This is a genomic window from Paenibacillus sp. JNUCC 35, assembly GCF_058269095.1.
The window spans coordinates 2,603,492-2,621,410 of sequence record NZ_CM177771.1; the positions used below are offsets into that span (position 1 = coordinate 2,603,492).

Below are 17,919 nucleotides of genomic sequence, written 5' to 3' on the forward strand. Positions count from 1 at the left end.
AAACCGGGCTGTGTATACAGGCCGGTTTTTTTATGCCGCCCCGTTGTTTAGATTTTGTCGAGATGGACGCGCTACAATACAAAGTGTGCCTTTTTGCGGCATAAACGGATCGGGAGAAAGGAGAGAAACAGGAGAGATCAGACCCTGATGATGCCGGACGGCAAAAAAAATCACCGTTGAAGTCTCTGTCCACTTTGTATTCACTTGTCCGAAGAGATGAGGAGCCGGACGTCTTCAGCGTCTCGGAGTCTTCTTCCTGCACGGTGCAGGTGATCGATGCTCTTGCAAGTTAACTACAAACATAAGGTGATATTGACTTCAGCAAATAAATGAGGGAATGGAGGCGTGAAACGTTCATGCTGAAGCAAAAAATTAGCGCTGCACTTGTTGCGCTGCTGGTCTTCGTCCAGGTTTTTAACGGATTCGGCCAGTGGAGCGCGGCGAATGCGGCCGGTATTACCGCATCTATTTTGGACAGCGTAACCTTGGCCGTGTACGACAAGGCCGGTAACGTCGTGACTGACAATGTTTACGAGCAGGGCTCCAAAGTGCAGGTGGATTATCATTGGTCTCTGCCTAACGGGCACGGTTACAAGGACGGAGATACGTTCCGTTTCACCCTGCCTGCGGAGTTTCTTCTTTTCAACAACATAAGCGGACCTCTTCTCATTGAATCCGATGATGTGGGTTCGTTTACGGTCAACAAGGATACCCGTCAAGTAGTGATGGCTTTCAACCCCTACATAGAGACACATGATGACGTACGCGGGATTTTAACGATCCAAACCCAGTTTGACAGACAGAAGATAACCGGCTCGACCCTTCAGAAAATTAAAATTCCGATTAAAGGCGGAGAGCAGGTCATTTCACTCCAGTTTAAACCTAACGTTGCCTCGACAATCGGAAAAAGCGGTGTTCCCCAGGGATACAATGCTAAAAATATCGATTGGACCGTGGACGTTAACAAAGAATTAAAATCCGTCGAAAATGCGGTGATGACAGATCCGCTTCCGGCGGGACTTTCCGTTCCGGTAACGGCAGCTGTTTATGCGCTGGATGTAAATCTGGACGGTACGGTCGTTCAGGGGGCGCTTGTCGATCCCGGCAAGTATACCTTGGACACATCGGGCGGAACGGTAAAGGTGAGTTTTGCCGATAGTCCGATTACGACCGCGTACCGCGTTCAGTTTACTACGCCCGTAACGGACGGCTCGCCGGCGACATTTAACAACACGGCCACGTTTAAGGGCAGCAACCAGAGCTCGGTCAGCGCGAGCGCGACCGTAACCGTACAGCGCGGAAGCGCGCTCAGCAAGAGCTCCGTAAGCTACGATGCAGCCACGCAAACCATCGACTGGGCCATCAAGTACAATTACAACGAAAGAGCGATATCCCAGACGAACGCCGTTCTGACCGATTTGTTCGACAATGCTCACGAACTGGTAGCGAACTCGGTCAAAGTGTACCCGGTTGCGTTGGATAACGCCGGCAACGAAACGGTCGGAGGCGAAATACCGGCCGGCGATTATACGGTGACACCCGCCTCCGCTGCCGGTAAGAACGGATTTAAGCTGCAATTCAATCAGCCGGTTAACACTGCTTATAAAGTGACCTATCAGACCAAGGCGGCCGACCGCGTGATCGCCGACGGAACCATTGCCAACAAAGTGACGTCGGGAAGCGGAGACAGTGCGACCGGAAGCCGTACGATCAAGCAGGTCGTGCTGGTTAAGAGCATGGATGCCGCTAACTATCAGGACAAAACGGCTTCTTGGACATTAACGGTAAACGGCGACAATCAGCCCATGACCGAAGTCGTCATTACGGATGCGTTCCCGAATAAAGGAATGAAGATTGTACCGGGCACGTTTAAAGTCAAGCAGGGAAGCACGGTTTTGAACAGCCCTGGCGACTATACGCTGGACGGTACGGTAACGGAAGATTCCGGATTCAAGCTGACCTTCGCGGGTCCTCTGTCGGAGACCGTCACGATCAGTTATAAGACAGAGTACAATTTCGATTGGATAACGCCTCCGGGCAGCACGAAGAACTTTGTGAACAATGCGGACATCACGTGGAAGGACAGCGCATCCGCAGCGCAAACAAAGTCCGTATCGGCTACTTTCACCCCGCGCAGCGAGGCTAAAAACAACGGATTCAAAAACGGTTCGTACAATGCCTCGACGAAACAGCTAAGCTGGACGATCGGCGTCAACTACAACGGGAAGCCTCTCACAAGCCCGAGCGTCGAAGACCTCCTGGAATCGAAGCAGTCCCTGGTCTCCGGCTCGCTTGCTCTGTATACGATGAATATTGCAGCGAACGGAAATCCTTCCTTGGGCACGATCATCGACAGCTCCGAGTACAGTTATTCGGTTGACAGTGCGAATAAGCTGGTGGTGACGCTTCTTAAGCCATCCTCCGCTCCGTTCTATATTGTTTATAAAACGAGTTTGGACGGGGAGCTTATCGACACCACGGTTAACAACACGGCGGAATTGTTCGACGCTGCCGCTCCCGTATCGGAGAAATTGACCGCCAAGGTGACGATTCCGAAAGGCGGCGAGTACGTCAACAAAACCGGTTCCCAAAGCGGAGACAAAATCAACTGGACCATTCATATCAACCGGGGACAATCTACGGTAGCGGATGCCAAAATCGTGGATACGCCTACAGAGAACCAACTGCTCATGCCGGAATCGTTCCGATTGTACACGACGACTGTAGCCGCTAACGGAGACGTTGTCAAAAGCACCGAGGCTGCCAAAGGGAATGATTACAAGCTTGTGATATTGACGGACGACGATGGCAAGCAGACGTTCGAGCTAAGCTTCCTGCATGAAATTACAGCGCCTTACGTTCTGGACTATCAGTCTTTAATCGTTGCGAACGATCAGGATACGGTTTCCAACAAAGTCAGCTTTAGCGGAAATAACGTAAGCGTGGTATCGAAAGAAACCACCGACAGCATCATCGTTGGAGTATCCAGCGGTTCCGGCACAGGCAGCGGGATCAGAGGTTCGCTTACCGTCAAAAAAACGGATGCGGCCGACTCTTCGCACTTGCTTCAGGGTGCCGTGTTCGAACTGTACCGCAAATCCGGAAGCTCGCGTTCCCTGATTGATAGCGGAACAACGGATTCGACAGGCACATTGATCTTTAAAAAGCTGCTGGCCGGCGATTATATCATCAAAGAAAAAGCGGCGCCGTCCGGTTATGTGCTTGACAATACCGACCGTCCCGTTACGATTAATTCCACAGCCGGCTTCACGCTGAACGTGACAAACGCCAAGGTGTCCGTACCGACACCGACGCCGACACCGACACCGCCGGTGACACCAACACCGACACCGCCGGTGACACCGACACCAACACCGACACCGCCGGTGACACCGACACCAACACCGACACCGCCGGTGACACCAACACCGACACCGACGGTAACGCCAACACCGACACCGACACCGTCGTCGTCACCGTCCGATAATTCGTCGTCGGAGACACCAACACCGACGCCGACACCATCGGTGACGCCAACGCCGACACCGTCGGTGACACCGACGCCGACACCGTCGGTAACGCCGACGCCAACACCGATACCGTCGGTGACGCCAACACCGACACCGCCGGAGACACCGGAACCGACACCGTCGGAGAAGCCAACTCCGGAGCCAACGTCCTCTCCGGCCGCAGGTAAAGTCACAACGGACAAAGATACGCCTACCGGAGGAAAAGTCGATGTACCGGAAGGGCAGAAGCCGTTGATCGGCAAGCAGCCGGAACACGGCAAAGTGACGATTGACGAAAACGGCCGTTGGACGTATACGCCTGATCCGGGCTATACAGGTAAGGATCGCTTTACCGTAGCAGCCAAGGACAGCCAAGGCAACGAAACGATCCTTGCGCTTCTGGATGTCATGGTGCAGACAAAGCCGGTTCCCGGTCAAGGAAACCCGCCGGCCGCCGTACTTCCTCAAACGGGTGAAACCGGGCGCTGGAGTGTACAAGCCGCAGGTATCGCATTAATTGTGATCGGAATTCTTTGGAGAAGAAAACTAGCCCTAAAAAAATAGAAGGCGACTATTGAAGGATGGACACCCTTTAAGTAGACTTTGTTTAGAGACTAAACGGGTTTGCTTAAAGGGTTTTTCTACGGGAAAAGAAGCGGGACTAAAATTGAAATTAAAGCGGGGCGTTCAGATGACAAAACGGATACTCCCTCTGCTGTGCGTGATCCTGGGCATCGCTGTTTTTCTGTATCCGACTCTGCAGGACCGATACGAAAATAGACAGCAGAGCAGGCTGCTGGAGCAGTGGCAGACCAATTTGAGGATTATCGACCAATCGGAGCCGGAGAACGAAACAGACGCTTCTTCTGCCGGACAAGCTACGAACGCAGGGGAAGACCCGAGTTCACTTGCGACGGGCGGTAAACACGTGGAGGGGGTCCTGGTGATCGACAAAATCCAGTTGAAGCTCCCCGTTCTGACAGACGCCACTGCAGAAAACTTGAAGATTTCTCTCGCAAGCATCTCCAATACGGGGAAGCCGGGGCAAATCGGAAACTATGCCATTGCCGGTCACCGAAACTTCGCTTACGGAAAAAACTTTAACCGGCTGGATGAAGTGGCCGTCGGCGATACGATCGAAGTGGACACGTCCTCCGATAAGTTCATTTACGAAGTCAAAGAGAAGCGGTACGTACTGCCGCAACAGGTGGAGGTACTTCAAGGCAACGGCAAGGATAGCGAAATTACACTCATCACTTGCCACCCGATGAAAAATCCGACCCACCGGATTATCGTCAAGGGGACGCTGATCAAATCCGCGGCCGTGTAGACACCTTTACGCACAAGGGGCGGGATACCGCGGTATTCATCCCAAATAAACGCTTCCGGGGTCATTTTGCGAGCTTCACCGGCTGGATCGGAACCCGGAATTTTGCTGGCCAAAAGCCACTGAACCGAGCGGCTTTCTCAACTTTGTCCGCCGGTCTTGCCAAAACAGACCGGTCCCGATCATCTGAAATGAGTAAGGAGATCCGCGCTTTACCCAATCCGGGCACAAAAAAGAACCCGTCAGCCTCTGCGCTGACGGGTTCTTTTATTTTTTCAGCAATAAATAGATGAAGTAAGGAGCGCCGATCAAGGCGACCATAATCCCCGCCGCGATGCCGTCGGGTTCGATAATATTGCGGCCGATCGTATCGGCAACGAGAAGCATCCAGCCGCCGAGCAGGATGGCGAGCGGGATAAACATCTGATTTCTCGGGCCTACGAGCGATTTCGCGATATGCGGCGCCATAAGACCGATAAAGGAGATCCCGCCTGTTACGGAAACGACGGAGGCCGCCAGTGCGATGGCAGCAAGCAGCAAGACGGCCCGCTCCTTTTCGACCGCGACGCCGACGCCGACCGCGACGCTTTCGCTCATGCCGAGCAAGTTCAGGCGGTTGGCTTTGTACAGGACGAACGGGATGAGGAGAACCAGCCAAGGGAGAATGGCGCCGATAAACGGCCAATCCGCTCCCCAGATGCTTCCGGCCAGCCATTTCGCGATGAAATCGACCTTGACCCGTTCCGCGGACGAGATGATCACAATCATGACGCCGGACAGCGCCATGGAGAATCCTACGCCGATCAGTACGAGCCTTACGGGCTGCAGGCCGGTTTTTCGGCTGTACGACAGCAGGTAGATCAGGCAGGCGGTAATCAGAGCGCCCAGGAAAGCGACGACAGGCAGCAGATAGACGAAAGATCCGGGATCGATCGGAACGAATAAAAAGAAAAGGGCAATGGCGACGCCGGCGCCGGAATTAATCCCGATAATACCGGGATCGGCCAGGTCGTTGCGGGTAATGCCCTGGAGAACCGCTCCGGACAGGGCAAGTCCCATTCCCGCCAGAAGGGTGATGATAATCCGCGGCAGCCGTATGGAGAACAAGACAAAATTTTCTTTAAAAGTGCCTTGCCCAAGCAGGGTGGGAAGCAGCCGGTCGTACGACAGGGAAGAATACCCGAGGCCCATGCCGGCCAGAATGGTTAACGCAATAAGCACGATAGCGCCCGCGACCAGAAGCCGCTGTTTTCTGATTAGAGAAGGATGGATCATGACAGAGCTCTCCCTCCTTTGCGTTCAATGAGCAGGAAGAAAGGCAGACCCAGCATAGCTACGATCGCGGCCGCAGGCGTTTCGTAAGGGGCATGGATGGTCCGCGCGAGCGTGTCGGCGAAGAGCATGAAAGACGCGCCGCATACGGCCGACATGGGTAAGATGAGCCGATAATCGGTTCCGACGATGGCACGGACGATATGGGGGACCAGCAGGCCGATAAACGCCATATTTCCGACAAGAGCGACGGAAGCGCCGGCGAGCAGAACGACGACCACAAAAAGGATCGCTTTCACCCGGAGCGTCTTCTGGCCCAGCCCTACGGCAACCTCTTCGCTCAAGCTGAGAATGGTGAGCTGCTTCGAGAGAACAAGTGCGATAAGTATCCCTGCCGCGATAAAAGGGGCGATAGCCTGAAGCTGGCCCCAGGTCGTACCGACCAGGCCGCCTGCGGTCCACATCGACACATCCTTCGAGATTTTGAAAACAAGCCCGATTCCTTCGGAAACGGCGTACAGGAAAGCGGACACGGAGGCGCCCGCCAGTACGATTCTGAGCGGAGAGAATCCGCCTTTTTTGAGCGTCCCGATGCCGAAAACGAGTCCGGCTCCGATAACGGCTCCGGCGAAGCAAGCCGCCATGATGCCGAAGTAGCCCACCGCCGGGACGAACGCGATCGTGAAGGCGAGCGCGGCGTTCGCGCCGGCGGTTAAGCCGAGCAGGCCGGGATCGGCCAGTGGGTTGCGGGTCATGCCCTGCATGACAGCTCCGGATACGGCCAGCGCCGCTCCAACGAAAATGGCGGCAACCTCGCGGGGGAGCCGAATTTCCCGGAGCAGGGTGATCTGCCCGTTCGTGGAGGAAGAGGTGAGAGCAAGCCAGACATCCTTCACGGTGACATCGGCCGCGCCGAAAAGCATAGCCGCCATAAACAGGCCGGCAAATACGAAGATACCTGCTGCAAGCTTGAATGAAAAAGGTAGAATACGCGGGTTTTGTTTGTTCATCCGTCTCATCTTTTCTGTACTGGAATGGAAGAAGGAATTCTTTCGAGAAAGAATCCCTTCAGGATGGCGCTGCTTATTTGCCGAGATTCTTGATAAAGAAATCGAGCTGATAATCGAGAGTAAGCGGATCGTTGAAGTAAAACTCTTTGGCGTTTGCTTCGAACACATGCCCGTTTTTAACCGCCGGGATGTTTTTGTACGTTTCCGTCTGCTGGAACGCATGATCGGCATCCGGATTTTTACTGAAGATGACATAATCGCCGGCATACTGCGGCAGTACTTCGGCAGACAGGGCGTAGTAGCCGTCTTTGAGCGCCATTTCCCTCACTTTATCGGGCATTTTCAGCTTCATTTCCTGATAAAGGATTTCCGTGCCGCGTCCCCAGTTATCGCCGAAGACGTACAGCTGTTTCTCGAAGCTTTCAATGACGGAAATCGTTTTATCCGCTCCGATTTTGGCTTTAATATCGTCACCGGCCTTGGCCGCCCGTTTTTTGAAATCGTCGACCCAAGCTTTGGCCTCTTTTTCTTTATTGAGCAGTTTGCCGATCTCCAGATGCTGCGTGAGATAATCGACTTTTCCGTATGTAAAGGTAACGGTAGGGGCGATCTGCTTGAGCTTGTCGGCGTTTTTGACAGTAGAGAGGCCGATGATCAGATCCGGCTTCAGCTCGATGATTTTCTCCAGACTTTCGTCGGAAACTTCTTGAACGTCCTTTAATTTGTCGAAACGGGGATTCTTTTTGGACCACGAATCCACGCCCGCCAGGTTTACGTTGAGAGCCATCACGTTACCGGTGAAGGACGAAAGCACGATAACACGCTGGGGGTTTGCGGGAACTTCAACCGGACCGCTTTCGGACTGGTAGGTGATGGTCGCAGGTTGTTTGTTGTCCGAAGCGCCTTCTTTATCGGCGGTGGTTTCCCGCTTGGCGCCGCAGGCGGATAGAGCGAGAACCAGAACGAGCAGGATGGGTAGCAGAAGTTTTTTCATGATGTCAATCTCCCTTTATTAAATTATACGTGCAGCACATCGGCTTGTTCGTACGCGGATCGCGGCCGATCTCCGCGTCGATCTGAAACACTTGCTTCAGAACTTCATGGCTTATTACTTCTTCGCAATTCCCGGCCTTTACGACTTCGCCGTCTTTAAGGGCGATGATATAGTCGGCGAACCGGGCGGCTTGGTTGAGGTCGTGAAGGACCATGACAATGGTGCGCCCCTGCTCCAGGTTCAGCTTTTGCAGAAGCTCAAGAACTTCCAGCTGATGCGCCATATCGAGGTACGTGGTGGGCTCGTCAAGGAAAATAATGTCCGTCTCCTGAGCCAGCGCCATGGCGATCCAGACGCGCTGCCGCTGTCCTCCCGACAGGGCGTCGACGGGGCGGTACTTGAATTCATTCGTGCCCGTGACCTCCAGCGCCCAATCGATGACCTCGTAATCCTTCTTCGATAACCGGCCGAAGCCCGTCTGATACGGAAACCGGCCGTAGGATACGAGTTCGCCGACCGTGAGCCCGTTTGCGCTTTCCGGAGACTGGGGGAGGATGGCCATTTTTCGGGCCAGAACTTTAGTGTTTTCCTTGGAAATCAGTTCGCCGTCCAGAAGGATAGAGCCCGACTGATGGGAAATAATCCGGGTCGCGGCTTTCAGCAGCGTCGATTTGCCGCAGCCGTTGGCGCCGATAATCGTCGTGATTTTTTTGTCGGGAAACGATACGCTTAAATTTTTAACGATTAAACGTTCCCCATACCCAATATTCAGTTCATCTGTATATAGGCGAACCATGATGCAACCCCCAGTAGCTGTGTAAAAATAAATACTGTTTTATTGATAATGATTATCATCATCAGCACATAACATACTTTAAAGGGGGGGGAACCATTTGTCAACCCGCATTTTGACTTGTAAAATTCAAGAAAAGGTCGTATATTTTATTGAGAATGATAATCAATCACAACTCTAAGGCAAGGAGTGAGGGAACATGAACGAGAAAGAACTATTCGATGTAACCGTCATTGGAGGGGGGCCGGCGGGTCTCTACTCCGCTTTCTATAGTGGGTTAAGGGAACTCAAAACGAAGATCATCGAGTTTCAGCCGCATTTGGGCGGGAAAATTCATGTGTACCCGGAGAAGATGATCTGGGATGTCGGGGGACATACGCCTCTTACCGGGGCCCAGCTCATTGAAAAGCTGGTGGAACAGGGATTGACGTTCCGTCCCGAAGTGGTGCTGAATGAGAAGGTGGAGTCGATTAACCGTGACGACGAAGGAAACTTTGTTTTACATACCGCTTCCGGGCAAACGCATTATTCCAAAACGGTGATCGTGGCTGTCGGCGGAGGAATCTTGAAGCCGCAACGGCTGCAAATCGAGGGAGCGGAGCGGTATGAGGTTTCGAACTTGAACTACACGGTGAAATCGCTGCAGCGCTTCAAGGACAAGACGGTGATCATTTCCGGGGGCGGAAATTCGGCGGTCGACTGGGCGAACGAGCTGGAATCCGTAGCGAAGCAGGTGTATCTGACCCACCGTAAAGATGCGCTAACCGGGCATGAAGCGCAGGTTAAGCAGCTGATGGAAGGCTCCGCCGTCTGCTTCCTGAATTCGTCGATCACGAGGCTGATCGCCGCTTCCAGTCACGACATTATCGAGTATGTCGAACTGACGAATCACCTGACGGGTGAGCTTACACATGTGCCGGTCGATGAAGTGATCATCAATCACGGCTATGAACGGGACAGCACTCTGCTCAAAAGCAGCGGGCTGGATATTGAGCTTGCGGACGATTTCTACATTGCGGGCAATGCTTCGAGCGTCTCGACCGTGGAAGGGCTTTATGCGGCCGGGGATATTTTGAAGCATGACGGCAAGCTGCATTTAATCGCCGGCGCTTTCCAGGACGCGGCGAATGCGGTCAACCAGGCGAAGCAGTATATCCAGCCCGGCTCGGATAAAACCGGCATGGTTTCTTCCCACAACGAAATCTTCAAGAAGCGGAACCGCGAGCTTGTGAAGCAGATGATGGGGTAGAAGCGATACGCTCCGGTACGGGATGCAAGACCAAAAAGGTTCGTGTACCGCCTTGTTCTCCAGGCAGGTTCAGGAACCTTTTTACTCGTGCGGGGACAGGTTTCGCCGGGCGGGCGATTCTATGGGGAGAGGGGAATCTCAGACACGCCGGCATGCTTTTGCGCACAGGAGCGAACCGAGACTTCCCCGAGACTAGTCTTCCACGATTTTTAAACGGACTGCCGGGTAATTCTCGACATTCCGTAAAAGTCCGGGTACATAAGCTTAAACCCGAACGATTGGTACAACCGGATTCCCGGCGTATCCGAGATGACAATCACCTGGGAACTTTCGGACGTATTCTCCTCCAGGTAACGGACAATTTCTTTCATAAGCGTATCTTCGATACCTGTACCTTGATCCCGGCAAGAAGGATGCGCCAGTACATCCACCACTTGAAAATAGCAGGCTCCATCCCCGACGATTCTTCCCATTCCCAAGAGCCGGGAATTCTCGTCACGCACAACAACCGTGAAAATGGAGCCGTTCAAACCGGCCTCGGCTAAGGTTTCTTCCAAGGGAGCTAACCCAGCGAGTCTCCTCAGCTCGGCATACTCCACAGGGCCGGGCCGCTCATGCTTCACGTACATATCCACCTCTCCTTTCTTCCTATATCCTCACTATACAACATGGATGCAAGTGATAAGGAAGCGGTGATATCGTGGGGATTTTAGGGAGTCGGCGTACATAAAGATTATCCTAACACTTTAATCTTTTAGTTTAGAAATTCAGGTTTCTTCCCGTAAAATCAAAAAAGAACCGCGCAAAGCGGTTCTTTTTAGGAAGGCAAGCGGTGTACAAGCCGCTTCGCACACGGATGGCGCTGCCGTCCGGTCATGAAGCCTTCGTTATTTGCCGGCTTTTAACGATGTGCCCAGCGGATTGCTCGAATTGATCACATAATCCCCTTGGCCGCCGAGCGGGAAGTCCGGAGAAATATTGCTCGGGAAAGTTGTGTAGCTGCCGCCGGATTGCGACTGCACGAGCACGTTGCTGAAAGAAGCGTTCGTGTAGCTGTTTTTGTCCTGGTTATCCTGCGTGGAATGAACCATTTTTACCGTTGTTGCCGCTTTAAGCTTACCCGCATTCGCGACCGGAAGGTTTGTGTAGGCCGCAACGCCGTTCACGTAAAGAGTGGCCGTGTCGTTCAAGTTATTGACCAGCTTCAGGGAGATTGTATCCCCGGGGTTGGGCTGGACAGTCAGCGGCGCCGTTTTGTTCGAGGCACTTCCTTCGCCGCCACCGCAGTTCAGGAATTTGTTCCAGCCCGTGGAAGGCTTAAATGAAATGCCGCCTTCGCATACGACATCCAGCCCGAGGTAGAACGCGATGTAACTGCCGTCATTCGATACATTCCAAGCACTCGGGATCGTCAGCGTCCCCTGGATCGCCGTATGCTTGGTAGTCGTGATCAGACGCGCGGCGCCTTGTCCGGTGACGGCAAAAGCAGACGAGGCAAAGAACAGGAACGTAAAGAGGGAGAGCAGTGAAATACCGATTTTTTTCATCAAATGACCTTCTTTCGTTAATTTTTTTGGAGCGTTAGTTGTAATCGGCCAAGCGCTGACTCTATTACAACTAAATACTAGTACACCCATATACTAGTATCTTTTTGAGGATTCCAATAGATGATTCTAATTACTATATCTGGTAGATTGATGACTGTATGGTATAATTCTTTATTAATTTTATTTGAAAAGAAGATATTGTTCGAAAATGCTCAGCCATTTTGTTTTTACATCTCCGGCTGATACACTAACAGAAGAACAACCAATCAGATGGCTGCCATCGAAATGATATGAAATTGTGAGTAACCAGGAGGAGATTATCATGCTGGCGAGTCTTGAGAAAGCCCCGGACGGATACGTCGCACGTTTTGACCGTCGTTTCAGGCATTCCGCTGAGGCGGTTTGGTCCATGCTTACGGAGAATGACAAGCTGGCTCTGTGGTTTTCCGAGCTGGAGGCAGGGGAGCTGCGTGAAGGCGGATTTATCCGATTCAACATGCCGGACGGCAGCTTCGAAAAACTGGACATCCTGGAGCTGCACCCTCCTTCCATACTCGAATATACGTGGGGAGAGGACCGGGTCCGCTTTGAACTAAACCCCGAATCTGGAGGATGCCGATTGGTTTTGATCGAAAAGCTACAAGCCATAACCGCGCATACTCCGAAAGATCTCGCAGGCTGGCACGTATGCCTGGAGGTGGTCCGGCTCCTGCTGGACGGAGAGGAAATGCCTTCCCGGAAGAAGGAATGGGAAGCATGGTACGAGAAATACACCCGTCACGTGGATACGTTTCTTGCCGAAGAGGGCAGGCAGGGGAACTGAGACGATATAGGAGGGAATGCGGGACGGACCGGTAAGGACGGTATTAGAAGTGCGGCAAAAAAAGCATGAGTCCGGAGGCAAGTTCCGGACTTCCGCAAACCAAAAACCCGGCAGCAGATCGTTGAGATCCGCTGCCGGGTTTTTTCGGTGAAACCACTACTTGGACGAGACCGACTTATACCAGTCGTTGACTTCTTTCGTAATTTGCTCGCCGCCGTTTGCTTTCCAGTTGGCGACAAATTCGTCAAAAGCCGTGATGGGCAGTTTGCCGTAAATAATTTTGTTGAACGTTTCCATTTCCGATTGACGGAGAAGGTTCCACTTGGACACCATCGTCGGCGTAGCCGCACCTGTAAAATAGTTCTGCTTGCGGATGTCCCGCTGAGACATGACGACTTTGGCCGCCGCCCAGTTTTCCGGTTTGCGGAATTCGGCCATCTGCTTCTCGTAAGAGGTCTCCGGTGTTTTACCGTCGGCGAGCTTCACGAGCGTTTTCATATACAGATCCGGAATTCGTGCAGGACCGGTCAAGAACGGGAACTCATTCGAGAAATCTTTGATTTTCTCTTTGTCGCTGGTCGGTTTCCCGTCGATGAGATCCCAGTCGTAGCCTTTTGCAAAGCCGTATTCATAGTTGCTTCCGGCTGCCGGGTTAGCCAGGTTGTCGAGCAGGTAGTTGTAATACAGGAAGATCGCTTCCGGATGTTTGGCGTCTTTGTTGATCATGATACTGGCGTTAACGCCGGAATTTTGCCATTTCGTCCCGATTTGGCCGTTAGGTCCGGCAGGTATCGGATAGGCTTTATATTTCGCGCCCTTTACGTTTTTGAGCAGATCCGGTGCGGGCCAGTCCGGTACCCAGTTGGCTCCGGGCAGAATGCCCGCGGTCCCCTTGGTCCAGCTTTCCGCCGATTTGGCTTCGTCCCACAAAGCGGAATCCGTATGGATGTAGCCTTTGTCCATCCATTCTTTCAGCTTGGCGAGGGCTTCTTTGGCACCGGGGTTGGTGGAGCCGTATTCAAGGCTGCCGGAAGCGTCCTTGTTCCACTGCTCCTGGATCGTCCCGTAAGCGCCGAACAGCCAGTCAAGCGAACCCATCCAGGTGTTCGTATTGTTTTTCAGCGATATCGCAAGCGGAAAAACGTCTTTCGGAGCGAGACCGTCCGGGTTTTGGTTTTTGAATTTGTCCATGATAGTTTCCAGATCGGCAATCGTCTTAGGCGCCTGAAGGTTCAGCTTTTCCATCCAGTCTTCGCGCAGCCACAGCAGGGTGTCGTCATTGTCGGTATACTCGAGAATCGGCATGTTGTATTTCTTGCCGTCTCTCGTGAACGGATACCATAATTCCGGATGCGCTGCGGAATGATCTTTTAAAATTTTGTTGGCGTACTTGTCGAAAAGCTCGTCAATCGGCATGAACTGGCCGGAATCGATGAGCTGATTGGTCAGGACCGGATTGGTCGGCACGGATACGAAGTCGGGCAGTTTTTCACCCGAAGCGATCGCAAGCTGCAGCTTTTGCTTATATTGGTCATCATTGGCCGGATACCAGGTATCCTTATGTTTAATGCCTAACGTTTCCAGCATCCAGCGGTCGTGGACGTTGTTCTCCTTGGTGTCGCCCTGAACGTACTTTTTGGGCATCAGCACCGAGCTGATTTCAATCGGCGGATCATATTTTCCTTTGGAGAAGGCGGCTTCGGCTCCGGAGGAAGCAGGACTGCCTTTCGATGTGCCATTGGATGCCCCGCTGCAGGCCGTAAGCGTGACAAGTCCCGCCGTGATGAGAATCGATCCCAATTTCCTGAACTTGACCATTCTTCATTTCCCCCTACTTGTATGATGCTTACATGTGTTACTGTATCAACTTTCCGGGGAAAGCATCTATATGAGTTTGTTAGTTTCGATAGGAATCTGTCATGGTAATAAAGCCCCGTCCCGGTATTCCTGAGGCGTAACCCCGAAATGGCGCTTGAACACTTTGATAAAATAGGCCGGGTCCATGTAGCCGATTTCCATGCTGATTTCATACACTTTCTTGCCGGTGGCTTTGAGCAGATGGCAGGCGCGTTCCATGCGAAGCCGGGAGATATAATCGCTGATGCCTTCGCCTGTCTCGATCTTGTATATTTTGGACAAATGGGTCGGATGCAAATTGATATGGTCCGCCAAAGCCCGCAGGGAGACGTCTTCGTGCAAATGTTTGTCCGCATACTCCTGTATCTTCTTCACGTATTGGGAGCGGCTGTCCTTGACGCTGCTGGAGCTGACTTCTTTGAGCTTGTTAAGCACGCTCAGCGACCATTTTCCGAGTTTTTTGATGGTGACAAAAGCCTCTCCGCTTTGCAGCGCTTCCATATCGTCTGTCCCGAGCAGCTTCGTAAGCGTATAGCCGCTGCGGTGGGCGAGATTGCTGAAGGAAGCGGTGATGAGGAATCCGGCTTCCATGCAGTGCTCCCAGGATTCCGGCCATTTCTCCTCCAGCTCCGTACAAACGGCCGCCAGCTTGGCTTCCGCCGCATCCCAGTGACCGGCCTCCAGCAGGTTAATGAGGGAGGGGGGGGCGTACAGCGCGCTCAGCGGCCCCTGCGCCGGCGTGTGGTCGACTTCGTTGACGCGTACAACGAAATCCCGTTCGTCGCCGACGATTTCCCGGAAATAGGAGGAAGCCTGCCGGAAACGGTCGGGCAGCTGCTCCGGAAAGGCGAACCATTCCGTGATGACGATGGAGAGGGAGCCTTTCAGGAACTGCTTCACTTTGTGCTGGAGCTGCTGGGAAAGCTTCTCCAGGAGGGTTTCTTGTCCGGCGCCGCCGGCGGATTCTTTGAGCTGCAGGAGAAACACAAGATAGCCGTGCTCCTCCTTGACGCCCCACACTTCCATGAATTCGCCCATGATCTCCTCGGCCATATTCATGATTGCATATTCGATCAAGGGCTGTCCGTTGTTCTTGTACCGGCCGAATTCTTCTTCGAGCCTGACGAGCATTAACGCGCTGTTCTCGAAATCGAACGGCAGCCCGTAGTCGCTGAGCTTCCGGTGCCATTCGTCCGTGGACAGACGGCGGCCTTGCAGGGCATCGAGCAGAAGCTGTCCGCGCAGAATAGGCAAATTCTCGCGCAGCGTATGCCGGGTGCGCTCCAGTGAGCTGACCAGCTCCCATTCGGCGTTAAGCTGATCCATCGCGGTTTTGACGGCGCCGAACAGCTCCTGGTCGGTCGGCGGCTTAAGCAGATAATCGACGGCGTTGTGCCGGAGCGCTTTTTTGGCGTATTCGAATTCCGAATGTCCGGACAGGATGATGCACTTCATCTTCTTGTCGCGGATTCTTATCCGTTCGATCAGCTCGATGCCGGTCATTTCGGGCATCTGAACGTCCGAGATCACGATATCGATCGGATGGGTATCGATGATTTGCAGCGCCTCGTAGGCGGAGTAAGCCCGGTGCACCTGTTTGATTCCGAGTTCGTGCCACGGCTTGTGCAGCGACAGGTTGTCTACCCAGTGGGCTTCATCGTCAACGATGATCATTTGCATGTCTAAGGTCTCCTTGAGGTCTCGAATAGTCGGATGTTTGAGCGGCAGGAGGGATCTCCCAGACGATTTCGGTCCGGAGCCCGCCAAGCGGCGATTTGACGAAAGCCAGATAAGACCGGCTGCCGAATTGGTGCATGATGCGCTGATTCGTGTTCCACAAGCCGCAGCCCATTTCTTCCTGCAGAGGCTCCCGCATTTTCCGGTTCAGCGCCGACTCCTGCTCGGCATTCAATCCCGGTCCGTCGTCATCGACATAGATTCTGCAGAAGCCGTCCGAAATCTCGCCGGTGATCCGGATTTCGCCGGAGGTATAGGATTTGCCGATTCCGTGAATAACGGAGTTTTCCACAATCGGCTGGAGTATCAGGCGCGGAACGGACTGGCTGCGCATTTCTTCGGGAATGTCGATCCGGTAGTCGATCCGGCCGTTCCGGAGCTTCTGGATATCGAGATAGTTGACAAGCAGCTTGATCTCTTCTTCGAGAGAGGCCGTCTCCCGTTCCATCCGCGTGGTATAGCGGTAATAGGCGCTCAAATTATAAGCCATCGCGACGACGGCTTCCTCATCTTTCATCTGGGCCATGTTAATAATGTAGCCCAGGCAGTTATACAGGAAATGAGGATTAATTTGAGCCTGAAGCTGTTTGAGCGTCGCTTCCCGGGCCCGGATTTTCTCGTTGAACACGTTCTCGATCAGATCCTGGATCTGGCGGGACATATCGTTAAACCGGTAGAACAGGAACGAAAATTCGTTGTGGTCCCGGGTATGCAGACGGACGGAATAGTCTCCGCGCTGAACACGGCGCAGTCCGTTGATCAGCTTGAGAATCGGTTTCTGGACGTTCCGGTACAGCAGAATCGAGGCCGAAATGCCGACAACGAACAGCAGGAACATCGAGAAGTAGAACAGATCCCGGCTGAACGAAATGGGGCCCAGGATCTGATCGAGCGGAACCACATCAACCAGATGCCAATCCAGGTAGGACGATTTTACGGAGCTGACCAGATAATTTTTGCCGTCCAGCTTGACGACATGCTGCGTCGTATTGTCCGGGGCATGCTCGTCCAGGTAGCTTATCAATTGTTCCGACAGGCGCTTATCCGCACTGCGGTTCAAGATCGGCGTATCCCCTTTGTGGTAAAAAAACGGATCGCCTTGTCCGCCCGTTTTGTAGGTATCCAGCATATTCTGGATATTCTCATAGCTGAAGCTCGCTTCGATGACGAGGCTGCTGCCCGTCAACATGCCGGGCTGGGCCAGAGAGTCATTATAGAACCAGTAAAAAGCGTCCAGCCCTCCCGGAGCTTTGCCGCTTCCGTCCCCGTAGGTCCATTTCCCGCTCCTGTTGTTCTGTAAATAGTCCTCGTCGAAGGCCGGCGATTTGTAATTGGAGATGACGTCTTTGTTCTGCTGGGAGTAGACCGCGTACCGGGCCGGCCAAATGTCGGTCACCCGGGACTGGAGCGCCATTTTCTCCTGAATGACATACCGCGTCTGCATCCGGTCGTAGCGGTCTTCCCATATATTCAATCCGTTGAATTTACTGACATTCGGATCTTTCGCGAAGACCAGGCTGAAATCCATCATCTGACTAATGCGCGAATCGATCTGACCGGACAAAAACGTAAGTTGTTTGGTGCTGGACTTCTGCAGCTCTGTGCTTACGACATTGAAAGTCACGTCGTTTGAATACGTATACACAAGAATAATCGGGATAAAAAGAACGATGATCAAGGTGTTCATTTTGGCAAACAGACTGAATCTGTACCGCGCTTTTCCCCGGACTTTCGTAACCATTCCCGCTAATCCCAAACCCATTCCGATCTCCTCCAGACCCTGCCCTAATAAATCCCTATG

13 protein-coding genes are annotated in these 17,919 nt (G+C 53.0%); 4 read left to right on the plus strand and 9 right to left on the minus strand.

Annotation, left to right across the window (positions count from 1 at the left end):
• The first annotated feature begins 356 nt into the window (after positions 1-356).
• Together AC2TF6_RS12075 and AC2TF6_RS12080 are read left to right on the plus strand one after the other, a co-directional pair.
• Positions 357-4,073, plus strand: a complete 3,717-nt coding sequence (locus AC2TF6_RS12075; protein WP_491311205.1) for a collagen binding domain-containing protein — start codon at positions 357-359, stop codon at positions 4,071-4,073.
• Between the two features lie 127 nt (positions 4,074-4,200).
• Positions 4,201-4,839, plus strand: coding sequence for a class D sortase (locus AC2TF6_RS12080; protein ID WP_491311206.1), 639 nt, complete (start codon positions 4,201-4,203; stop codon positions 4,837-4,839).
• A 264-nt stretch (positions 4,840-5,103) separates the two neighbouring features.
• Here AC2TF6_RS12080 and AC2TF6_RS12085 read toward each other — a convergent pair whose 3' ends face one another.
• The 4 genes from AC2TF6_RS12085 to AC2TF6_RS12100 all read right to left on the minus strand — a co-directional run bounded on the left by AC2TF6_RS12085 (position 5,104) and on the right by AC2TF6_RS12100 (position 8,908).
• Positions 5,104-6,111: a FecCD family ABC transporter permease gene (locus AC2TF6_RS12085; protein WP_491311207.1), complete on the minus strand. Its 1,008-nt coding sequence runs from the start codon at positions 6,109-6,111 to the stop codon at positions 5,104-5,106.
• Complete coding sequence (locus tag AC2TF6_RS12090) at positions 6,108-7,118, minus strand: FecCD family ABC transporter permease (RefSeq protein ID WP_491311208.1); 1,011 nt, start codon at positions 7,116-7,118, stop codon at positions 6,108-6,110. Before AC2TF6_RS12090 ends, AC2TF6_RS12085 begins: the two co-directional genes overlap by 4 nt.
• 73 nt (positions 7,119-7,191) lie before the next feature.
• Positions 7,192-8,112: an iron-hydroxamate ABC transporter substrate-binding protein gene (locus AC2TF6_RS12095; RefSeq protein WP_491311209.1), complete on the minus strand. Its 921-nt coding sequence runs from the start codon at positions 8,110-8,112 to the stop codon at positions 7,192-7,194.
• 4 nt (positions 8,113-8,116) lie between these two features.
• Positions 8,117-8,908: an ABC transporter ATP-binding protein gene (locus tag AC2TF6_RS12100; protein WP_009674244.1), complete on the minus strand. Its 792-nt coding sequence runs from the start codon at positions 8,906-8,908 to the stop codon at positions 8,117-8,119.
• A 196-nt stretch (positions 8,909-9,104) separates the two neighbouring features.
• Here AC2TF6_RS12100 and AC2TF6_RS12105 point away from each other — a divergent pair, with 196 nt between their 5' ends.
• The gene (locus AC2TF6_RS12105) at positions 9,105-10,154 is read left to right on the plus strand and encodes an NAD(P)/FAD-dependent oxidoreductase (RefSeq protein ID WP_491311210.1); all 1,050 of its coding nucleotides are present in this window, start codon (positions 9,105-9,107) and stop codon (positions 10,152-10,154) included.
• Between the two features lie 209 nt (positions 10,155-10,363).
• Here the strand turns inward: AC2TF6_RS12105 and AC2TF6_RS12110 are convergent, their stop codons facing one another.
• Together AC2TF6_RS12110 and AC2TF6_RS12115 are read right to left on the minus strand one after the other, a co-directional pair.
• Positions 10,364-10,783, minus strand: a complete 420-nt coding sequence (locus AC2TF6_RS12110) for a GNAT family N-acetyltransferase (protein WP_491311211.1) — start codon at positions 10,781-10,783, stop codon at positions 10,364-10,366.
• A gap of 258 nt (positions 10,784-11,041) precedes the next feature.
• Positions 11,042-11,701: a hypothetical protein gene (locus AC2TF6_RS12115; protein ID WP_491311212.1), complete on the minus strand. Its 660-nt coding sequence runs from the start codon at positions 11,699-11,701 to the stop codon at positions 11,042-11,044.
• A gap of 322 nt (positions 11,702-12,023) precedes the next feature.
• Between AC2TF6_RS12115 and AC2TF6_RS12120 the strand changes: the two genes are divergently transcribed.
• The gene (locus AC2TF6_RS12120) at positions 12,024-12,524 is read left to right on the plus strand and encodes an SRPBCC family protein (protein WP_491311213.1); all 501 of its coding nucleotides are present in this window, start codon (positions 12,024-12,026) and stop codon (positions 12,522-12,524) included.
• A gap of 156 nt (positions 12,525-12,680) precedes the next feature.
• Here the strand turns inward: AC2TF6_RS12120 and AC2TF6_RS12125 are convergent, their stop codons facing one another.
• The 3 genes from AC2TF6_RS12125 to AC2TF6_RS12135 form a co-directional block, all read right to left on the minus strand.
• Positions 12,681-14,342, minus strand: coding sequence for an extracellular solute-binding protein (locus tag AC2TF6_RS12125; protein WP_491311214.1), 1,662 nt, complete (start codon positions 14,340-14,342; stop codon positions 12,681-12,683).
• 99 nt (positions 14,343-14,441) lie between these two features.
• Complete coding sequence (locus AC2TF6_RS12130; RefSeq protein ID WP_491311215.1) at positions 14,442-16,061, minus strand: response regulator transcription factor; 1,620 nt, start codon at positions 16,059-16,061, stop codon at positions 14,442-14,444.
• Positions 16,042-17,880 (minus strand): cache domain-containing sensor histidine kinase, encoded by a 1,839-nt coding sequence (locus tag AC2TF6_RS12135; protein WP_491311216.1) that lies wholly within the window; start codon positions 17,878-17,880, stop codon positions 16,042-16,044. The genes AC2TF6_RS12130 and AC2TF6_RS12135 overlap by 20 nt, the downstream gene beginning before the upstream one ends.
• Positions 17,881-17,919 lie beyond the last annotated feature (39 nt).

What these genes read in the sequence shown, in the direction of transcription:
- AC2TF6_RS12075 (WP_491311205.1), top strand. Translation starts at nt 357, where the DNA reads ATGCTGAAGCAAAAAATTAGCGCTGCACTTGTTGCGCTGCTGGTCTTC.
- AC2TF6_RS12080 (WP_491311206.1), top strand. Translation starts at nt 4,201, where the DNA reads ATGACAAAACGGATACTCCCTCTGCTGTGCGTGATCCTGGGCATCGCT.
- AC2TF6_RS12085 (WP_491311207.1), bottom strand. Translation starts at nt 6,111, where the DNA reads ATGATCCATCCTTCTCTAATCAGAAAACAGCGGCTTCTGGTCGCGGGC.
- AC2TF6_RS12090 (WP_491311208.1), bottom strand. Translation starts at nt 7,118, where the DNA reads ATGAACAAACAAAACCCGCGTATTCTACCTTTTTCATTCAAGCTTGCA.
- AC2TF6_RS12095 (WP_491311209.1), bottom strand. Translation starts at nt 8,112, where the DNA reads ATGAAAAAACTTCTGCTACCCATCCTGCTCGTTCTGGTTCTCGCTCTA.
- AC2TF6_RS12100 (WP_009674244.1), bottom strand. Translation starts at nt 8,908, where the DNA reads ATGGTTCGCCTATATACAGATGAACTGAATATTGGGTATGGGGAACGT.
- AC2TF6_RS12105 (WP_491311210.1), top strand. Translation starts at nt 9,105, where the DNA reads ATGAACGAGAAAGAACTATTCGATGTAACCGTCATTGGAGGGGGGCCG.
- AC2TF6_RS12110 (WP_491311211.1), bottom strand. Translation starts at nt 10,783, where the DNA reads ATGTACGTGAAGCATGAGCGGCCCGGCCCTGTGGAGTATGCCGAGCTG.
- AC2TF6_RS12115 (WP_491311212.1), bottom strand. Translation starts at nt 11,701, where the DNA reads ATGAAAAAAATCGGTATTTCACTGCTCTCCCTCTTTACGTTCCTGTTC.
- AC2TF6_RS12120 (WP_491311213.1), top strand. Translation starts at nt 12,024, where the DNA reads ATGCTGGCGAGTCTTGAGAAAGCCCCGGACGGATACGTCGCACGTTTT.
- AC2TF6_RS12125 (WP_491311214.1), bottom strand. Translation starts at nt 14,342, where the DNA reads ATGGTCAAGTTCAGGAAATTGGGATCGATTCTCATCACGGCGGGACTT.
- AC2TF6_RS12130 (WP_491311215.1), bottom strand. Translation starts at nt 16,061, where the DNA reads ATGCAAATGATCATCGTTGACGATGAAGCCCACTGGGTAGACAACCTG.
- AC2TF6_RS12135 (WP_491311216.1), bottom strand. Translation starts at nt 17,880, where the DNA reads ATGGGTTTGGGATTAGCGGGAATGGTTACGAAAGTCCGGGGAAAAGCG.